This window comes from Helicobacter pylori, assembly GCF_014497725.1.
GTDB classification, from domain to species: Bacteria; Campylobacterota; Campylobacteria; order Campylobacterales; family Helicobacteraceae; genus Helicobacter; species Helicobacter pylori_DE.
On the sequence record NZ_JACTGF010000002.1, the window covers coordinates 168,083 to 184,486 of the forward strand.

The following is a 16,404-nucleotide window of genomic DNA, read 5'->3' on the forward strand; positions in this document are numbered from 1 at the left end:
GGGGTTCTAATCAAAACCCCTTACACATCCAGTTGTTTCACATCTTTAGCATGCGCTTGGATAAAGGCTCTTCTAGGCTCTACTTCATCGCCCATGCAAAGCGAAAAGATCGCATCGGTTTTTTCCAAATCTTCAATTTTGAGTTTGATGAGACTGCGGTTTTCTTTATGCATGGTCGTTTCCCACAAATCATTAGGGTTCATCTCGCCTAGCCCCTTATAGCGCTGGATATTCGCTCCCTTTTTAGCGTAATTTTCCACTTCTTCTAAAAACGCCAAAATATCCTTATTTTCTAGGAAATCCAAATTGTATTCCATAAGCTTTTGATAAGTGTAATGCGCTTCTTCAAACAACACTTCTTTAAAGAGGTTGTCATCTAAATTAAATTCCACCAAGCCCTTAGGGGTTTGCACATGCAAATGCAAGCTTTCTTCAGTGGCAAAAGAGCGTAAGATCTGATAATTCAAGCCCTCTAATTTTTCTAAAATGCTTTTTTCTAAAACTTTCATATCAAGGCTTAAAGCGTCCTTAGTTTCAATGAGAAAGCGTAAAATTTCTAGCAAATTGTAGCGTTTTTCTAATTCCAAAAGCGCGTAGCGGTAATGGTGCGCCACTTTTAACAAATTCATCAAATCGTTCTTGCCAATCCCTTCAATATCCACCGAATTGATGCCATGCTCAATTAAAAAATGATCCAAAGCGACGCTGTCTTTAAGATAAATTTCTGTCTTGCCTTTCTTGTATTTATAAAGAGGGGCTTGAGCGATATAAACATGCCCTTGTTCAATCAATGGGCGTAAATAACGATAGAAAAAAGTCATCAGCAAGGTTTGGATATGGCTCCCATCCACATCAGCATCGGTCATGATAATGATTTTATGATAGCGCAATCTTTCTATATCAAAACTCTCTTGAATGCCACACCCAAAAGCCGTGATCATGTTTTTAATTTCTTCTGATTTTAGGATTTTTGACAAATGGCTTTTTTCCACATTTAAAATCTTACCCTTTAAGGGCAAAATCGCTTGAAAAACCCTATCGCGCCCTTGTTTAGCGCTCCCTCCCGCGCTATCGCCCTCCACTAAAAAGATTTCACTCTCTAAAGGGTCTTTGCTCTGGCAATCGGCTAATTTTCCAGGCAAAGTGCCGACACTCAAATTATCTTTTTTCCTTGTAAGCTCTCTGGCTTTCTTGCTGGCTTCTCTGGCTTTTGCGGCTAGTAGGGCTTTATTGGCAATGATTTTGGCTTCGTTAGGGTTTTCTTCTAAAAACTGATGGATTTTATCATAGACTAATTTTGAAACCAATGTGCGCGCATACGAACTGCCGAGTTTGGATTTAGTCTGCCCTTCAAACAAAGGCTCGCTCATTTTCAAGCTCACAACAGCGATCAAGCCCTCTTTAATGTCTTCAGAAATGGGGCGCGACTCTTTGGTTTTAATGTTATTGTCAATGTATTGTAAAATCGCCTTAGACAAGCCCATTTTAAAGCCCGCCTCATGCGTGCCGCCCTCAGAAGTTTTAATGTTATTCACAAAGCTTAAAGTGTTTTCATTGTAATCGTCAGCATACGCTAAAGCGACCTCTATAGAAGTGCGCGTTTCTTCATCCATGCTTTTAAACGAAATAACGGGGGTGAGCAATTCTTTTTTGGCACTGTCTTTCACGAATTGTTTCAAGCCATCTTTATAGAAATAAGTCTCTTGCAGTTGGGTTTTTTCTTCTTTGAAAGAAATTTTTAAGCCGTCGTTAAGATACGCCATTTCTTTGAAGCGTTTTTGCAAAATACCCGCTTGAAATTCAACGACTTCCATCACGCTTTCATCAGGGAAAAATTCAATAGTCGTGCCGCTTTCTTTAGCGCTTTTGGTTTTGCCAATGACTTCAAGCTCGCTAATGGGGATACCCTTTTCAAACTCTTGGCGATAGATTTGACCCTCTTTTTTAATGGTCATGATCAAGCGTTTGCTCAAAGCGTTCACAACCGAAACGCCCACGCCATGCAAACCGCCTGAAACTTTATAAGTATCATTATCAAACTTGCCCCCCGCATGCAAAATCGTTAAAACCACGGTGCAAGCGGGGATTTTTTCCGTGGGGTGAATATCTACAGGAATGCCTCGCCCGTTATCTTCTACAATGCATGACCCCTCCTCAGTCAAAGTGATGTTAATCGTATCACAAAAGCCCGCCATGCTCTCATCTACAGCGTTATCCACGACTTCATACACCATGTGGTGCAACCCGCCTATATTGGTATCGCCAATATACATTCCAGGGCGTTTCCTGACCCCCTCTAAGCCTTTTAAAACCTTAATACTATGGCTCTGGTAATTTTGCATTCAATCAAGCCTTTATAATGTGATTGGCATCATCAAAGTGGAAATTTTAGCACTCAAGTGGCTTTGCTTTTCATCAAGAGACTCTTGGATCAAAAAAGGCGAAGAAGGCTCATTGCATTTTAAAACGAATTGCGTTGTCCCTAAAGCGTTTAAGGCTTCAAGGAAAAATTTAGCGTTCACGCCCAAATGAAAGGCTTTTTCAATATCCAAACCTTTTTCAATCTCAACAGAGGTTTTAGCCGTTTCGCTATGCTCAGAATCCAAAGATTCAAACAAAGCGTTGTTTTTTTCTAAAGTGAGTTTAATGGTGGAGCTTAAAGAACTGCATAACTTAATGCTCTCTTTAAATTCTTCCTTGCCTAAAGTGAAAGAAGAAGTGTATTCTTTAGGGAGGATTTTTTGATAATCAGGGTAATTCCCATCAATGAGCTTGGTGAAAAAAGCGTGCGTTTCGTTTTCAACCACCGCTAGCATGCCATCGCTTTTAAAACTGAAATTTTCATAAAAAAGCTTAAGGATTTCTAATAAAGCCCTTTTAGGTAAAATGCAAGAAATATCTTCTTCAGTGGAATGGATAGAGATTTTTTCTAACTGCGTGTAAGAAAGCCGTTTGGTATCCGTGCCTACCACCGAAAGGGTTTGATGTTTTTGATCAAATTGCATTAAAATACCGGCTAATTCCCTTTTATGGCTGGTTTGCTCAATCACAGGAGCGATCTTTTTAAACGCATCTACTAAAAAGGGGGCATTGATTTCTAAACTCACTTTTGGCTCAATAACAGGGAATTCAGGGAACTCATCAGCGTCAAACATGGGGAGTTTGAAAGAGCTTTTATTTTGTTTGATCACCAAGCTATCATCTTTAGTCTCTAAAATAATATTAGAGTCTTTTAAACATGAGATAATATCCAAAAACTTTTTCCCGTTGATCGTGCCTACGCCCTCTTTATCGGTGGATTGCGTAGAAATATAGCTTTTTAGCCCAATATCGGAATCGCTAGCCTTTAAAAAAAGCTTTTCTTTAATGACTTCTAAATGGATGTGTGAAGCGATAGAAGAAGCGTCCTTTTTATCCAAAAAAGCTTGCAAGTAGCGCAAAGCATTTTCTAAATCGTTTTTACTAACACTGATTTTCATAGCTGAATAATCCCCTTGAATTTTTGGTCTTAATTATAGCATAAAAGAACGCTTTTTTAAGGGTTTAAGCGTATTCCTACCCCTATACGATTGGAAAAAACATCGTATTCATACAAGCCATCGCCATAGCCGTTAAACCACTGTGCATAAATCCCCACAAAAGGGTTAATGCGGTAGGTATAGCCTAAGCGGAAAGCTCCATGCCAGCGATCATAACGCCAGTATTGCGTGAAAATATCATAAAGTTGCAATTCAAAATGATGGCGCCCTCTCCTGTAATCAATTTTAGCGTTACCATACCCCATGTAATCAATCAAATTAGGGTTGGATTGATCATAAGGGACATAGGGCCAATAAGCGACCATGATTTTCAAGCCTCCCTTTTCCCACACCAAACGAAACACAGGGCGTTGCCCCGCGCTCACCGAGCGACACCCCCCCCAGCGCACGTCTTTTTGCCCGTTATAATCTTTAACGATTACAGGTTGTCCTGGAAACTGGTTTTCAGGATTGCCTTCTTTATTAAAAGGCTGGTAACATTGTGCGCCTCCCACGCCATTAGAAATGTGCTGCCAACCTATCCAAATTTCAGAAAAATTCCCTATTTTACCCCCAAAAGGTTTAAAATTAATAGGATAAACATAAATGAGTTCAGGCATGAAATTGATCATTCGCATGGGAGCGGATTGGGGATTATTGTAAATTTGAAACCAGTCAGTTTGGGTATAAGCTAAATAAAGCGTGCCTTTAGTCCAAAGAATATGCCTAAATACAGGCACTCTAAAACTAATTTGGAACTTAAACTCATTGCGTTGATAGGGGTTGATATTGGGGTGGTACCATTGAAAAATGGGGGTGAAACTATGATAAAAAGGCAAAAAATAAGTGCCTAGATAATCCATCATGTTTAAATATTTTTTAGCAAAATCCACCCAAGAATGTTCTTTGGGGGCTTTTTGTGGAGGGAGATACCAGGCATTAGATAAATCGTTTTGCGTTTTAACGATGTGCAAATCCTGTTTGCGCAAATAGTAATTATAATCCACCTTAAAATTATCTTGTGAAAATTTTTTGCTTTCTAACTGACAAACTGCAAAAATCATAAAGAGCAAAATGCTTTTCATCAAGCATCCTTATTTCACTTAAATTGCAAGATGAAAATCGCTAAAATCACTACAGGTGCGATAAAACGAACGCTAAAATGCCACGCTTTAAAAGCGTTTGTATTAAAGAAATGCTTCGTGGCTAAAAAAGAGCGCTTTTTATTTAAAACCCACCCCACAAATAAGACTGAAAACAAGCCTCCCAAGGGCATTAAAAACGAAGAAGTGATGAAATCTAGCCATCCAAACACGCTCTTATGAGCGAAGCTCAAAAACTTAGCGTATCGTTCATTCATGGAAAGAATGACTAAAACGCCTAAAACATACACAACGATCCCTATCCATAGCGACGCTTGAGTGCGCGAGAAATTAAAACGATTGATGAGATAAAGCGCTAAAGGCTCTATCAAAGAAACCGTGGAAGTGATCCCAGCAAAAATAAGCGCCATAAAGAAAAAAAGCGAGACAATCTGCCCGCTCATGCCCATTTTAGCGAAAGTCAAAGGCAAGGAAATAAAAACAAGCCCTGGCCCTTGAGACACATCTGCATGGTATTCAAACACAAAGGTAAAAATCATCACCCCGGCAATGAGAGAGATTAAAATACCCGGTAATACAATAAATAGAGAGCTTTTGAATAGGTTTTCTCTTTTGGGCGTGAAAGCTGAATAAGTAATAATCGTGCCTACCCCCAAACTCAAAGAAAAGAACATCTGCCCTAAAGCGTCCATAACAACCTTAAAATCAATCTTTTGAATCTCAAAATTAAATAAAAAGTGCAAAGCCTTAGGCATGCTTTCTAAAGTCATCGCATAGATTAAAAGCCCTATGAAAATCACAAACAATAACGGCATCAGCACGACATTTAATTTTTCAATCCCTTCTTCAATCCCCCTAGAAACAAACCATATTGTCGGCAATAAGCATGCGCTAAAGCCAATAACAGGCCAGATTAAACTGCCATTTTGGAGCATGCTAAATTGCATTTTGGCTTGCTCTAAATCTTTAGGCAAATCAAAAGTTACTACAAAAAGATAATAAAGCACCCAGCCTAACACCACCGCATAAAAAGATAAAATGAGAGGGCCGCCTAAAATAAAAAAAGAAGTGAAAGGGTAGTATTTTTTCCTTTTAGGATCTAAGATTTGATAATTAGAAACAACATCTTTTTTACCCAAATTCCCAATCAGCATTTCTACTAAAAGCATAGCAATGCCTAAACTCAAGGTTAGCACCAGATATAAAAGCACAAACGCACTCCCCCCATTATGGCCTACCATGTAAGGAAAGCGCCAAATATGCCCTAAACCGATAGAGCTACCCAAAGTGGCTAAAATAAAGCCTAATTTAGAAAATTTTCCCATGCTAAATATTTTAATAAATCTTGCTCAACCAAATAGAAAACACAATTAAAGGGGTGATATATTTAAGCAAGAAATACCAAGTTGCAAACAATTTAGGGCCTAAAAAGTGCGTGCTTAAAAGACGCAATTTTTCTTTTTTCAAAACCCAGCCCATAAAAATAAAGGTTGCCATCCCGCCTAAAGGCATGATAATGGTGCTTGAGGCAAAATCCAACCAATCAAAAAGACTTTTTTCAAAGAAAGTGAGATAATCTTTATAATCCTTATGGAGCGAGAAAATCAACACCACGCCTACCACAAAAATTAGCGCTACAAGACCCCAGGTAACCTTAAAACGAGAGTATTGATACTTTTCGGTAAGATACATCACGCTTGGTTCTAATAAAGCCACCGTAGAAGTGATGCCAGCAAAAGCGAGCGCGAGCAAGAAAAGAATTGAAACAAGAATGCCTATCGCTCCCATTTGACCAAAAACCACCGGTAAAGAAGTGAAGATTAACCCTGTGCCTTGTGAGACATTAGCCCCATATTCAAACACAAAAGTGAAAATCATAAGCCCTGCCACAAGAGAAATTAAAATCCCTGATAAAACCACCCAAATAGTGCTTTTAAGCAAATTCTGCGTTTTATCCGTAACCGCAGCATAAGTGATATTAATCCCTAAACCGATGCTTAAAGAAAAGAAAACCTGCCCCAAGGAATAAGTGAACACTTGAGAGGTCAAATCTTTTGGCTTGAAATCAAACATGAAATGAAAAGCTTTAGAAAAAGAATCCATGCTCATCGCATAGAAAAGCAAACCAAAAAAAGTGGCAAAGAGTAAGGGCATTAAAACCAAATTGAGTTTTTCAATCCCTTCTTTAATCCCCCTAGAAACAATCCATCCGGTTATGAATAAAACGCTAAAAAGCCCTATGGATTGTAACCCTATAGACTGCAAAGTTTGAGTAAAAATTTGTTCAGATTCTTGGATATTGTTAGGCAAATTAAAACTAACACTCACCAAATAATAAAGCACCCAGCCTAAAATGGTGCCATAAAAAGTCAGTATTAATGGCCCAGAAACAAGCAAAAGCCCTGCGTATTTCCAGCGTTTTTTAGGGTTAATGTCAAGCTCTTTAAAAGCTTCTATTACATTTTTTTGCGTGCTTTGTCCTAATAACATTTCAGCGATAAACATCGCCGCGCCAACGCTTAAAGATAAAAATAAAAACAATAAGACAAAAGCACCCCCACCACTCACCCCAGTCATATAGGGGAAACGCCAAATATGCCCTAAACCAATCGCACTCCCTAAGGCCGCTAAAACAAATCCTAATTTAGAAAAATGATTACCCATATCTTAACTACCAAACTCCTTGTAAATGATTAAAATTAAAGAGCGATGTCCTTAATCGTCCAACTATTGCTGTATTTTTTTGAAAGCTTTAAAAACCCTAAAATTTAAGGAAAAAACCCACTTCACAAATACCTAAAAAATATAAAGCAACGCCCCTAGATTATACTATAGTTAAGTTACATATTGTATAATTTTAAGAAAATTTCATTATTTAAGTAAGGGGAATTAATGCGCTGTAGGGTATATTACGAAGATACCGACTCTGAAGGCGTGGTCTATCATGCGAATTATTTGAAATATTGCGAAAGGGCTAGGAGCGAGTTTTTTTTTAAACAAAATGTCTTGCCAGAAAATGAAGAAGGCGTGTTTGTCATCCGCTCTATCAAAGCGGATTTTTTCACCCCCGCAAGCCTTGGACAAGTCTTAGAGATAAGAACGCAAATTAAAGAATTAAGAAAGGTTTTTGTGGTGCTTTTTCAAGAAATTTATTGCATCCAAAACGCTTCTTTAGAGCCTATGAAGCCTTTCAAAGTCTTTGCTTCAGAAATCAAGTTTGGCTTTGTCAACCGCTCTACATACAGCCCTATTGCCATTCCTAAATTATTTAAGGAGCTGTTCAATGCCGTCTGATTTAGAAAAACCCACTATTATTTACCCTTGCCTTTGGGATTATAGGGTGATTATGACCACTAAAGATACGAGTGCGTTAAAAGAGCTTTTAGAAACCTACCAACGCCCCTTTAAATTGGAATTTAAAAACACTTCTAAAAACGCTAAATTTTATAGCTTCAATGTTTCTATGGAAGTTTCAAACGAATCAGAACGGAACGAGATTTTTCAAAAAATTTCACAATTGGACGGAGTGGTTCAAACGCTTTAATCCTTTAAAACAAACGCCTTGAATTTTTCACCCCTTTCTTTATACGAAGAAAATTGATCCAAACTGGCCGCGCTGGGTGAAAGCAAAGCAACTTCATTTTGTAATAAAACGCTTTTAATTTCTTGAACCGCTTTTTCTAACTTTAAACAAACCTGACAAGAAACATTAAATTCTAACGCTAAAGCTTGGATGATAAAAGCACTTGAACCTATGGCATAAAGGCTTATTTCATAATGTTTAAATTCTTCAAAAAGGGGGGTTAAATTGACCCCTTTAATATCGCCCCCTACAATCAAATGGATTTTTTGGTTCTTAAAGGTTTTTAAGGCTTGCAAGGTGGCATCAATGTTCGTGGCCTTGCTGTCATCTACCCACAAACGCCCTTCTTTATCCTTAAATTCTTCCATTTTATGCGAGCCAATTTTAAAAGCGTTCAGTCTTTTAAGGGCGTTTTCTCTATAGTCTTGCCATTTTAAATTCTTCATTTTTAAAAATTGCTCATAAACTAAAAGGGCTAAGGCAGCGTCTAATAAAAACGCTCCCTTAAAAAAAAGGGCGTTAGAAGGGATTTCTAAACGCTCTAAAACCTCTTCGCTTGTGTCAAAAAAGATTTTTTGCGCTTGCGAGTTTTGAACGCTTGAATGTTCTTTGAATTTTAAAGGGAGGATAGCGAGCGAAGTTTTAGGCATCAACGATAAAACCTTGAGTTTAGCGTTCAAATAATTTTCAAAATTGCAATGCCAAGTCAAGTGATCAGCTTCCACATTGATGAGCAAGTAGATTAAAGGGTAAGCCTTGTTCGTGTAATGCAAAGAAAAAGAGCTTGTTTCTAACACCCACAAGGGCGATTGCTTTTCAAACAATTCAATCAAGGGCGTGCCGATATTCCCCCCACTCACAGCCTTAAAATCTTCTAAAAGCATAGTGAGCATTTCTGTCGTGGTGGTTTTCCCGTTAGTGCCGCTAATACTTATCATCGTAGGCGTGAAAGAATGATCAAACAAGCTGTCAATATAATCGTATTCGCTCACTAAATGCTTGGCTTTCATGACTAAAGGGTGCGTGAAACTAATGCCAGGGCTGACTACTTCTAGTTGGGAATCATTAGGGTTAAAATCCTTACTGGGATAGCAAAGAAAACCCTCGCTATCCTTAAAAAATGCAGTGAATTTATCATCAAAAAATTTGACTTCATTATGGTTTTTTTTAAAAAAACGCCCCAAAGCTAGAGTGGTTTTGCCATGCCCCAATAAAGAGATTTTCATTTTAACGCACCTTCAAGCTTAAAAGAGCGACTAAATTACTCAGCATAGAAATGATCCAAAAACGCACGATCACCTTATTTTCTGCCCAACCCTTTTGCTCAAAATGATGATGGATTGGCGCCATTAAAAAAAGGCGTTTTTTACGGGTTTTATAGCTCCCTACTTGCAAGATCACAGACAAAGTTTCTATTACAAAAATAGACCCCATTAAAACGAGTAAGATTTCATTGTGCGAAACAATAGCGTTATAAGCGATAAACCCCCCTATTGCCAAACTCCCGCTATCACCCATAAACACGCTTGCCGGGTTGCAGTTATACCACAAAAAGCCAAAGAGCGATCCCACTAACGCTAACGAAATCACAAACAATTCCCCCACATCTATGACTTTAGGATAAAGCAAGTATTTAGAAAATTCCGCATTCCCTGCCACATACACAAAGATAGAAAGGCTTAAGAGGGTGAAAATGCTAGGCACGCTCGCTAAGCCGTCTAAGCCGTCGGTTAAATTCACTGCATTGCTCGTGGATAAAAAAACCAACACCCAAAAACCAACCGCTAACATCGTGGGCATTTTAAACAAGGGGTTTTTCAAAAACGGCGCGTATAAAAAAGTGTCCAACCCCTTAAGACTCAATAAAACAGACACCACAAGCGAAAGGATAAAAAGCATGCCAAATTTCATTTTCGCGCTCATACCGGCATTACTTTGTTGGTTGATTTTAGTGTAATCGTCTCTAAAACCCACAAAACTAAAGCCCACTAACACGATTATCCCTAACAACACATAAAGATTACCCAAAGACGCGCACAACACGCTCGCAACAATAGTTGCAAAAACAAACACAATCCCCCCCATTGTAGGGGTATCTTTTTTATTCTGGTGGCTTGGCACGAAGCTAGAAATGGGCTGGTTAGCCTTTTTAGCCTTGGCCCATAGAATGAATCTAGGCATTAAAAAAAGCGTGAGAAAAAAAGCTATGAAAAACCCTAACCCTGCTCTAAAGGTCAAATACTGGAAAAGATTGATATTGAAATAGCCATATAATAAAGAATAGAGCATAAAATCCCCTAAAATCGCCATGCTTGAAATTAGAAAAAGAAAATTGTAGCGCAAATTGGTTTACTTAAAAATAGCATGAATAGGGTAGAATAGAAGTCTGTTTTAATTTTTTAGGAGTCTTTTGTGGAGCGTTCGCTTATTTTTAAAAAAGTTAGAGTTTATTCTAAAATGTTAGTGGCTTTAGGGCTTTCAGGCGTGTTGATCGGTTGTGCGATGAATCCAAGCGCTGAGACAAAAACACCAAATAACGCCAAAAATCAAGTTCAAACTCATGAAAGAATACAAACAAGCTCTGAACATGTTACGCCGCTAGATTTTAATTATCCGATACATATTGCTCAAGCCCCACAAAACCACCATATTGTAGGTATTTTAGCGCCACGCATTCAAGTGAGCGATAATCTAAAACCCTATATTGATAAGTTTCAAGACGCTTTAGCCAATCAAATCCAAACTATTTTTGAAAAAAGAGGCTATCAAGTGTTGCGTTTTCAAGATGAAAAAGCTTTGAATGCGCAAGATAAGAGAAAGATTTTTTCCGTTTTGGATTTGAAAGGGTGGGTAGGAATCTTAGAAGATTTGAAAATGAACTTAAAAGACCCCAATAATCCTAATTTAGACACGCTAGTGGATCAAAGCTCAGGCTCTGTATGGTTTAATTTTTATGAGCCGGAAAGCAATCGTGTAGTCCATGATTTTGCTGTGGAAGTAGGAACTTTTCAGGCAATGACCTATACTTACAAACACAGTAATTCTGGAGGGCTTAATTCTTCAAACAGCATTATCCATGAAGATTTAGAAAAGAATAAAGAAGACGCGATACATAAGATCTTAAACAGAATGTATGCGGTTGTCATGAGAAAAGCTGTAACAGAACTTACAGAAGAAAATATCGCCAAATACAGAGACGCTATTGATAGAATGAAAGGTTTTAAAAGTTCTATGCCTCAAAAAAAGTAGTTCTTAAACGAACCATTTAAAAATTAGCCTTAAAATTAGTCTTTTTAAAGGCTATTTTAAGTATAATGCAAAGTTTATTTCAATAATTAAGGATACACAATGGCAAGAAGATGCGCTTTAACTTTCAAAGGGCCTATGATAGGCAATCATGTCAGTCATGCAAACAACAAAAACAAACGCCGCTTACTCCCTAACTTGCGATCCATTAAGATCCAATTAGACGATGGCACGACTAAACGCATTAAGGTGGCTGCTTCCACTTTAAGAACCATGCGTAAAGGGGCTTAGTTTTTAGAATTTCTGTCCATTTTTGATTGTAGGGGTGGTTTTGATGTTTTTGATAACCTTTTTAAAACTCCCCTTAAAACTAAACTTCTTTTTGAGATTAAAACACAGCTTAGGTTTAGCGTTTTGATTAAATTTAGAAGTAAACGCTTTCAAAAGAATTTATTTTGATCTAGGAATTGGTTTTGTTTGAAAAGTTGAAATTTTTTAAAATCAAAAAAGACGATGAAAATCAGCCACAAGTCAATTTAAATTCTGAAATCTATGAGCAATTTAAGGTCTTTAGACTCCCGCTTATTTTAATCCAATTGCTTGTGCTTTTAGGCACTCTGGGATACTTCGCCCTAGAAAATTATAGCCTTATGCAAGCTTTCTTTCAAACGACTTACACCATGACAGCTACAGGGTTTGGCGCTTTAAATGAAAGCCAGTTTGGGCCTATAAGTATTTTTTTAACTTCCATTTTAATGTTTTTTGGGGCAGGAATTATTGCCTTTAGCGTGGCTATTTTAGTTAGCGTGGTCAATAAAGGCACGCTTACCAGATTGATTAAGGAGAAAGGTATGATTTATAAAATCGCGCGCCTTAAGGATCATTATGTGATTTGTTACCACAACGAATACACCATTGAATTGAGCAAGCAGTTCCGCTCCGCTCAAATCCCTTTTGTGGTTGTGGATAATGACCCTAGTTTTGAAGAAGAAGCCATTAAGCACAAATACCCCTACTACATCATAGGCGATCCGCACACCAATTTAGCCATGCTAAAAACCCACTTAAGCAGCGCTAGGGGCGTTGTGGCGTTGTCTAAGATTTTACCGGTGAATGTGGCGTTAATGGTGAGCGTGCGCTTGTTTGAAAAGGAATTAAAACGCAAACCTTACTACATCATTGCGAGCGCGCACAGCGATGAAGGCTTAGAAAAATTAAAAAAATTAGGGGCTGATATGGTGGTTTCCCCCACAAAGCTCATGGCTCAAAGGGTGAGCGCGATGGCGGTGCGTCCGGATATGGAAAATATCTTAGAGCGTTTTATCAATAAAAAAGACACGCTTTTAGACTTAGAAGAAGTGATTGTCCCCAAAACCAGCTGGCTTGTGTTAAGGAAATTAAAAGAAGCCCATTTTAGAGAGATCGCTAAAGCGTTTGTGATTGGTATCACTCAAAAAGATGGCAAATACATCCCCATGCCTGACGGGGAAACGATTATTGCGAGCGAATCCAAACTATTAATGGTTGGCACTTCAGAAGGCGTTGCAACCTGTAAGCAACTCATTACTAGCCACCAAAAACCAAAAGAAGTGGATTACATTTCCTTGTGATTGATACAGCCCTTTTTAAATAGAAAAGGCTTAGCTCTCATCAAATATGGATAATAAAATCTAAAATGCTAAAAACATTTTTTACAATCCATAGCAAAGAGCTTGGCGTTAGTCAAAAAGTTTTAGCTATTCATGTTTGATGAGAACCGATCCAAGATTTAAACGGATTTGAGGCTTATTTTTCTCACACCCATACGCTCAATGAGAGTTAATGTTACAACCCTTTTAAAGCTCTCTTTGTTAAAAGGATTTTTAAACCATGTTTTAATTTGTCCTGTGGTTGGTTTCCTAATCATTGCATTGTAAGCCTTAACGCTTTTTTGAGTTTCTTGTTTTAAAAGCATTCTCGCCTCTTCTATAATTTGATTTTCTAGCTTTTTAATCTCGCTTTTGATGTTTTGCGTGTTAGCGTTTAAGGTGTTCGTTACTTCTTGCTCATTAGCATGCATGCTCGTATTAAACTCGCTAAAAAAGCCCTCGTATTCTTTCATTTTATTTTTTAAGCTCTCGCCGGCGTTACTCAGCCATTCAATGGAATTTCTTAAACTGCTATCAATTTCGTTCGCATTCTTAAAAAAATCCAAACTCAAAAGCACCTCTAAAATCCTAACGATCCCTTTAAGGCTTAATTCCACTTGCTCAGTAAAAAGACTATTAGAATTTAAAGCGTTCTGTAGTTGTTTTAATAGCTCGTTAGTGATTTCTTTCACTTCTGGCTGCTCGGTAATTTCTAAAACGCTGTTAGGCAAATTAGGGTAATTCATTTTTTACTCCTTGACTTTTTCAAGTTTTTGTTTTATCCCTTTCTCGCTCTCTTTTTGCATGTCCTTAACGGCTTGTATCAAGCGGTTTAATACGGGATTGTTTTCGTTTGGCTCTCTATTGACCATTAAAAGGTAATGCGTGAAATCGTAAATATCAATATCCTTAAATTCCTTACTATTAGGATCAAACATGTCCTTAGTAACGTCTGCGATCTTAAATTCTTTCAAACCTTTTTTAATATTATCGCTCTTTAGGGCTTCAAATAACGCTTTAGAAGGATCATCAAACCTCGCAAACCTGGCTACGCTTGCTCCTAAAATCTCGCTTATATCGCTTGTATTTTGATCGCTCTTTTCAAACATTTCTAAACTATTCGTTTTATAGAATTTTTCGCTCAAACTTTTAAGGCTCTCGCTCGTGCTTTGATAGTTCTTTAAGTTAGCAAAACTGCGATCCATAATATCGCTTAAATAAGCGTTTAAACTCACATTAGGAAAGCTCATGTCATGGATTAGATTGTGAAAGCTTCCGGCGTTATCTACAAACATTTTTTTTACTTTTTCATAGCTTTTAATGTCGTTAGAAAATTCTTTCTGCCAGCGGTTGAGTAATTCTATCCCTTGCGTTTTAGTCCTTGGCATGTTGAACATCAAAAGGGCTAAGTTGCTATCGGTTACATTAGGGTGCGTGGCTTTATCAAAATTAAGGTTTTTAGCCACAATGTTTTTTAAGGAGTAAATGCTATCAGCGTCTAATTTTTTCTCTAATTCTTTCAATTTCGCTTCGTAATGGCTTAACACCGCTATCGCGTGATCGCTCTCGCTATTAAAGCGTCCTTGATTGCTTGAAGCCGCTAAATTGTTGATCTCGGTGTTGTTTAGTCGGTTGTGTGGCACTCTCACTAACAACTCGTCCGGTTTTAGATCTATGTGATAGTATTCCTTGATCGCTTTATTGTAGATGTAACGGCTTTTTGGCGTGAAGTTTAGCATGCCTTGGACTCGGTGGTTTCCTGCGATCACTTGTCCGTCGTTTAAAATGATCGGTAAATCTTCAAAGCCTCCGCTCCCAAATATCTTTTTAGGATCAAAATTCTCTGAAATGCTTTTAATCTGTTCTTCGTTCATGTCGGTGCGTTTTTGCGTTCCGCCTGTGGTAAAGCTTGGCCTTAAATCTTTTGCTTTCACTATCGCATAATCTAGATCATAGATCTCTCTTTCATTTAGCCTTACTCGGCTTTTTGGGATTTGCGTTTGTGCTTGCGTGGGGATATCCTCTCCTACTTCTATTTTAGTCTGGCTTTCAATATTGCCTGCATTGCCTCGCTCGTGTTCTAATTTCTTTTTTAAAGCGGCTTTGCGCGCGCTTGTTTGCTCTTTAGCTTTCAAAAATTCTTTTTCGCTCTCTAATTGCTCGCTTTCTAATTTGGCAAGCTTTTCGGCTCTGGCTTGTTCTAATGGGCTTAAATCTTGATTTTTTAGCGGGTTTTTAGTAGAATTAGGTTCCACGGAGTTTAAAGAATGAATGTCCTTTTCTTTAGTGATTGCTTGCGAGGTCGGAAAATGCGCGGGCTTCTCTGTTGTATCTCGTAATTCATAACTGCTTATCACCCAATGGTTTTCTAAATCTTTGTTATTCCATGTGTTATTTAAACCTACTCTCTTATTTCCATAATCTACAAACACACGCCAAATGATCCGTTCCTTTAATGCCTTTTTCTATAATCTCAGGGATTGATTTAGCTATATTTAAGGCGTATTCTTTAGCTTCTGCTTCATTTAAGCCATCGGCAAGCGCTTGCTGTTCTCTTCGTTCTAATACATGCGCTAACCCATAGCCGTTGCTATCTTTAGTCTTTGGCGTTCCCCAAACAAAATCAATCCCTCCTAAATCGTCCCTATACGCTGCGCCTGCGACTTGTCCGTTTTCCTCTTGTAATAGTTTCTCTAACGCTTCCTTAGGCTTTAGGGCAAACTCGGGGTAATTCTTGCCAAATTCTTTAAGGGGTGTTATAGCGTGTTCTAAATCGCTCGCTTTCTTGCTGAGTTCTTCACTTGCTTGTTTAACGCCGTTATTAAGCTCTTCAATGATTTTAAGCGTGTTGTTGCTAAATTTAGCGTTTTTAGCGCTCAAGTCTAAATTCTTACTAAAATCGCTTATCGTGTGGCTTCTTTCTAGCGCTCGTTTAATGTGATACTTTAGAGCGGCTCCTGCGGTGGCTTCGTTCAAGGCTTTCGGTAGTTTAATCCCTAAAATGCGATCGGGTGCGTTTCGGTATAGTGTCCCTAGCGTGAATTTAGTCCATTGATATTTTAACGCTCCGCTTAGAGTGGTGGCTAAACCTTGGCTTAAGTTCTTGGTGGTGGCTGGCTTTAGACTCTCGGCAATCTTAGCGTCGTTTTTAAAAAGCTTATGAAAACCGCTCGCTATGTCAATGTATTCTTTAGCCTTTGGGGTCGTAAAAACATCGCTTTTAAACTCGTTTAGTTTGTTGAAAAACTGCGTAGGGTGTGCTGTGGTGTTCTAGTATATTAAATATTTAATAATAAAGTTAAATAAAACTTTTTGAGTATTAGTAT

Annotated in this window: 14 protein-coding genes and 2 pseudogenes; 6 read left to right on the plus strand and 10 right to left on the minus strand. The window is 38.1% G+C overall.

Going from position 1 to position 16,404, the window contains the following annotated elements:
- Positions 1 to 20 precede the first annotated feature (20 nt).
- The 5 genes from gyrB to H7N69_RS02735 are packed head-to-tail and all read right to left on the minus strand — an operon-like array spanning position 21 to position 7,285.
- Positions 21 to 2,342 carry a DNA topoisomerase (ATP-hydrolyzing) subunit B gene (gene gyrB / locus H7N69_RS02715; protein WP_187884726.1) on the minus strand — a complete coding sequence of 774 codons (2,322 nt, stop codon included), beginning with the start codon at positions 2,340 to 2,342 and terminating at the stop codon, positions 21 to 23.
- 12 nt (positions 2,343 to 2,354) lie between these two features.
- On the minus strand, positions 2,355 to 3,479 hold the full coding sequence (gene dnaN, locus H7N69_RS02720; RefSeq protein WP_187884727.1) for a DNA polymerase III subunit beta: 1,125 nt from the start codon (positions 3,477 to 3,479) through the stop codon (positions 2,355 to 2,357).
- Positions 3,480 to 3,535: 56 nt separating this feature from the next.
- Entirely contained in the window at positions 3,536 to 4,603 is a 1,068-nt protein-coding gene (locus H7N69_RS02725) for a phospholipase A (RefSeq protein WP_187884728.1), read from the minus strand.
- Positions 4,604 to 4,617: 14 nt separating this feature from the next.
- Positions 4,618 to 5,946, minus strand: coding sequence for a sodium-dependent transporter (locus tag H7N69_RS02730; protein WP_187884729.1), 1,329 nt, complete (start codon positions 5,944 to 5,946; stop codon positions 4,618 to 4,620).
- 10 nt (positions 5,947 to 5,956) lie between these two features.
- Entirely contained in the window at positions 5,957 to 7,285 is a 1,329-nt protein-coding gene (locus H7N69_RS02735) for a sodium-dependent transporter (protein WP_097679683.1), read from the minus strand.
- A gap of 228 nt (positions 7,286 to 7,513) precedes the next feature.
- Between H7N69_RS02735 and ybgC the strand changes: the two genes are divergently transcribed.
- Both ybgC and H7N69_RS02745 read left to right on the plus strand, forming a co-directional pair.
- Positions 7,514 to 7,915 carry an acyl-CoA thioesterase YbgC gene (ybgC, locus tag H7N69_RS02740; protein ID WP_001203796.1) on the plus strand — a complete coding sequence of 134 codons (402 nt, stop codon included), beginning with the start codon at positions 7,514 to 7,516 and terminating at the stop codon, positions 7,913 to 7,915.
- Positions 7,905 to 8,165, plus strand: coding sequence for an HP0495 family protein (locus H7N69_RS02745; RefSeq protein ID WP_187850666.1), 261 nt, complete (start codon positions 7,905 to 7,907; stop codon positions 8,163 to 8,165). The genes ybgC and H7N69_RS02745 overlap by 11 nt, the downstream gene beginning before the upstream one ends.
- Here the strand turns inward: H7N69_RS02745 and murD are convergent.
- Together murD and mraY are read right to left on the minus strand one after the other, a co-directional pair.
- Positions 8,162 to 9,430: a UDP-N-acetylmuramoyl-L-alanine--D-glutamate ligase gene (gene murD, locus H7N69_RS02750; protein WP_187884730.1), complete on the minus strand. Its 1,269-nt coding sequence runs from the start codon at positions 9,428 to 9,430 to the stop codon at positions 8,162 to 8,164. The two genes, H7N69_RS02745 and murD, sit on opposite strands and share 4 nt — an antisense overlap.
- A gap of 1 nt (position 9,431) precedes the next feature.
- On the minus strand, positions 9,432 to 10,493 hold the full coding sequence (gene mraY / locus H7N69_RS02755) for a phospho-N-acetylmuramoyl-pentapeptide-transferase (RefSeq protein WP_187884731.1): 1,062 nt from the start codon (positions 10,491 to 10,493) through the stop codon (positions 9,432 to 9,434).
- A 123-nt stretch (positions 10,494 to 10,616) separates the two neighbouring features.
- Here mraY and H7N69_RS02760 point away from each other — a divergent pair, with 123 nt between their 5' ends.
- The 3 genes from H7N69_RS02760 (at position 10,617) to H7N69_RS02770 (ending at position 13,060) form a co-directional block, all read left to right on the plus strand.
- Positions 10,617 to 11,453, plus strand: a complete 837-nt coding sequence (locus tag H7N69_RS02760; protein WP_187884732.1) for an HpaA family protein — start codon at positions 10,617 to 10,619, stop codon at positions 11,451 to 11,453.
- A 99-nt stretch (positions 11,454 to 11,552) separates the two neighbouring features.
- Positions 11,553 to 11,741 (plus strand): 50S ribosomal protein L28, encoded by a 189-nt coding sequence (rpmB, locus tag H7N69_RS02765; protein ID WP_000113833.1) that lies wholly within the window; start codon positions 11,553 to 11,555, stop codon positions 11,739 to 11,741.
- 182 nt (positions 11,742 to 11,923) lie between these two features.
- A complete protein-coding gene (locus H7N69_RS02770) occupies positions 11,924 to 13,060 on the plus strand; it encodes a potassium channel family protein (protein ID WP_187884733.1) in 1,137 nt (378 codons plus the stop codon).
- A 214-nt stretch (positions 13,061 to 13,274) separates the two neighbouring features.
- Here the strand turns inward: H7N69_RS02770 and H7N69_RS02775 are convergent.
- The 3 genes and pseudogenes from H7N69_RS02775 to H7N69_RS08155 form a co-directional block, all read right to left on the minus strand.
- Positions 13,275 to 13,824 (minus strand): annotated as a pseudogene (locus tag H7N69_RS02775) (hypothetical protein).
- A gap of 3 nt (positions 13,825 to 13,827) precedes the next feature.
- Positions 13,828 to 15,510 (minus strand): DUF3519 domain-containing protein, encoded by a 1,683-nt coding sequence (locus H7N69_RS02780; RefSeq protein WP_415751414.1) that lies wholly within the window; start codon positions 15,508 to 15,510, stop codon positions 13,828 to 13,830.
- A complete protein-coding gene (locus tag H7N69_RS08155; RefSeq protein WP_415751415.1) occupies positions 15,488 to 16,054 on the minus strand; it encodes a putative barnase/colicin E5 family endoribonuclease in 567 nt (188 codons plus the stop codon). Before H7N69_RS08155 ends, H7N69_RS02780 begins: the two co-directional genes overlap by 23 nt.
- On the opposite strand from H7N69_RS08155, the pseudogene H7N69_RS08060 reads away from it, so the two are divergent.
- A pseudogene (locus H7N69_RS08060) lies at positions 16,041 to 16,241 on the plus strand (hypothetical protein). The gene H7N69_RS08155 and the pseudogene H7N69_RS08060 overlap by 14 nt on opposite strands.
- The last annotated feature ends 163 nt before the right edge of the window (positions 16,242 to 16,404 follow it).

Bases quoted from the DNA above. Each gene is read 5' to 3' on its own strand.
- ybgC (WP_001203796.1), top strand. From the start codon at position 7,514: ATGCGCTGTAGGGTATATTACGAAGATACCGACTCTGAAGGCGTGGTC.
- mraY (WP_187884731.1), bottom strand. From the start codon at position 10,493: ATGCTCTATTCTTTATTATATGGCTATTTCAATATCAATCTTTTCCAG.
- H7N69_RS02735 (WP_097679683.1), bottom strand. From the start codon at position 7,285: ATGGGTAATCATTTTTCTAAATTAGGATTTGTTTTAGCGGCCTTAGGG.
- dnaN (WP_187884727.1), bottom strand. From the start codon at position 3,479: ATGAAAATCAGTGTTAGTAAAAACGATTTAGAAAATGCTTTGCGCTAC.
- H7N69_RS02730 (WP_187884729.1), bottom strand. From the start codon at position 5,946: ATGGGAAAATTTTCTAAATTAGGCTTTATTTTAGCCACTTTGGGTAGC.
- H7N69_RS02725 (WP_187884728.1), bottom strand. From the start codon at position 4,603: ATGAAAAGCATTTTGCTCTTTATGATTTTTGCAGTTTGTCAGTTAGAA.
- rpmB (WP_000113833.1), top strand. From the start codon at position 11,553: ATGGCAAGAAGATGCGCTTTAACTTTCAAAGGGCCTATGATAGGCAAT.
- murD (WP_187884730.1), bottom strand. From the start codon at position 9,430: ATGAAAATCTCTTTATTGGGGCATGGCAAAACCACTCTAGCTTTGGGG.
- gyrB (WP_187884726.1), bottom strand. From the start codon at position 2,342: ATGCAAAATTACCAGAGCCATAGTATTAAGGTTTTAAAAGGCTTAGAG.
- H7N69_RS02745 (WP_187850666.1), top strand. From the start codon at position 7,905: ATGCCGTCTGATTTAGAAAAACCCACTATTATTTACCCTTGCCTTTGG.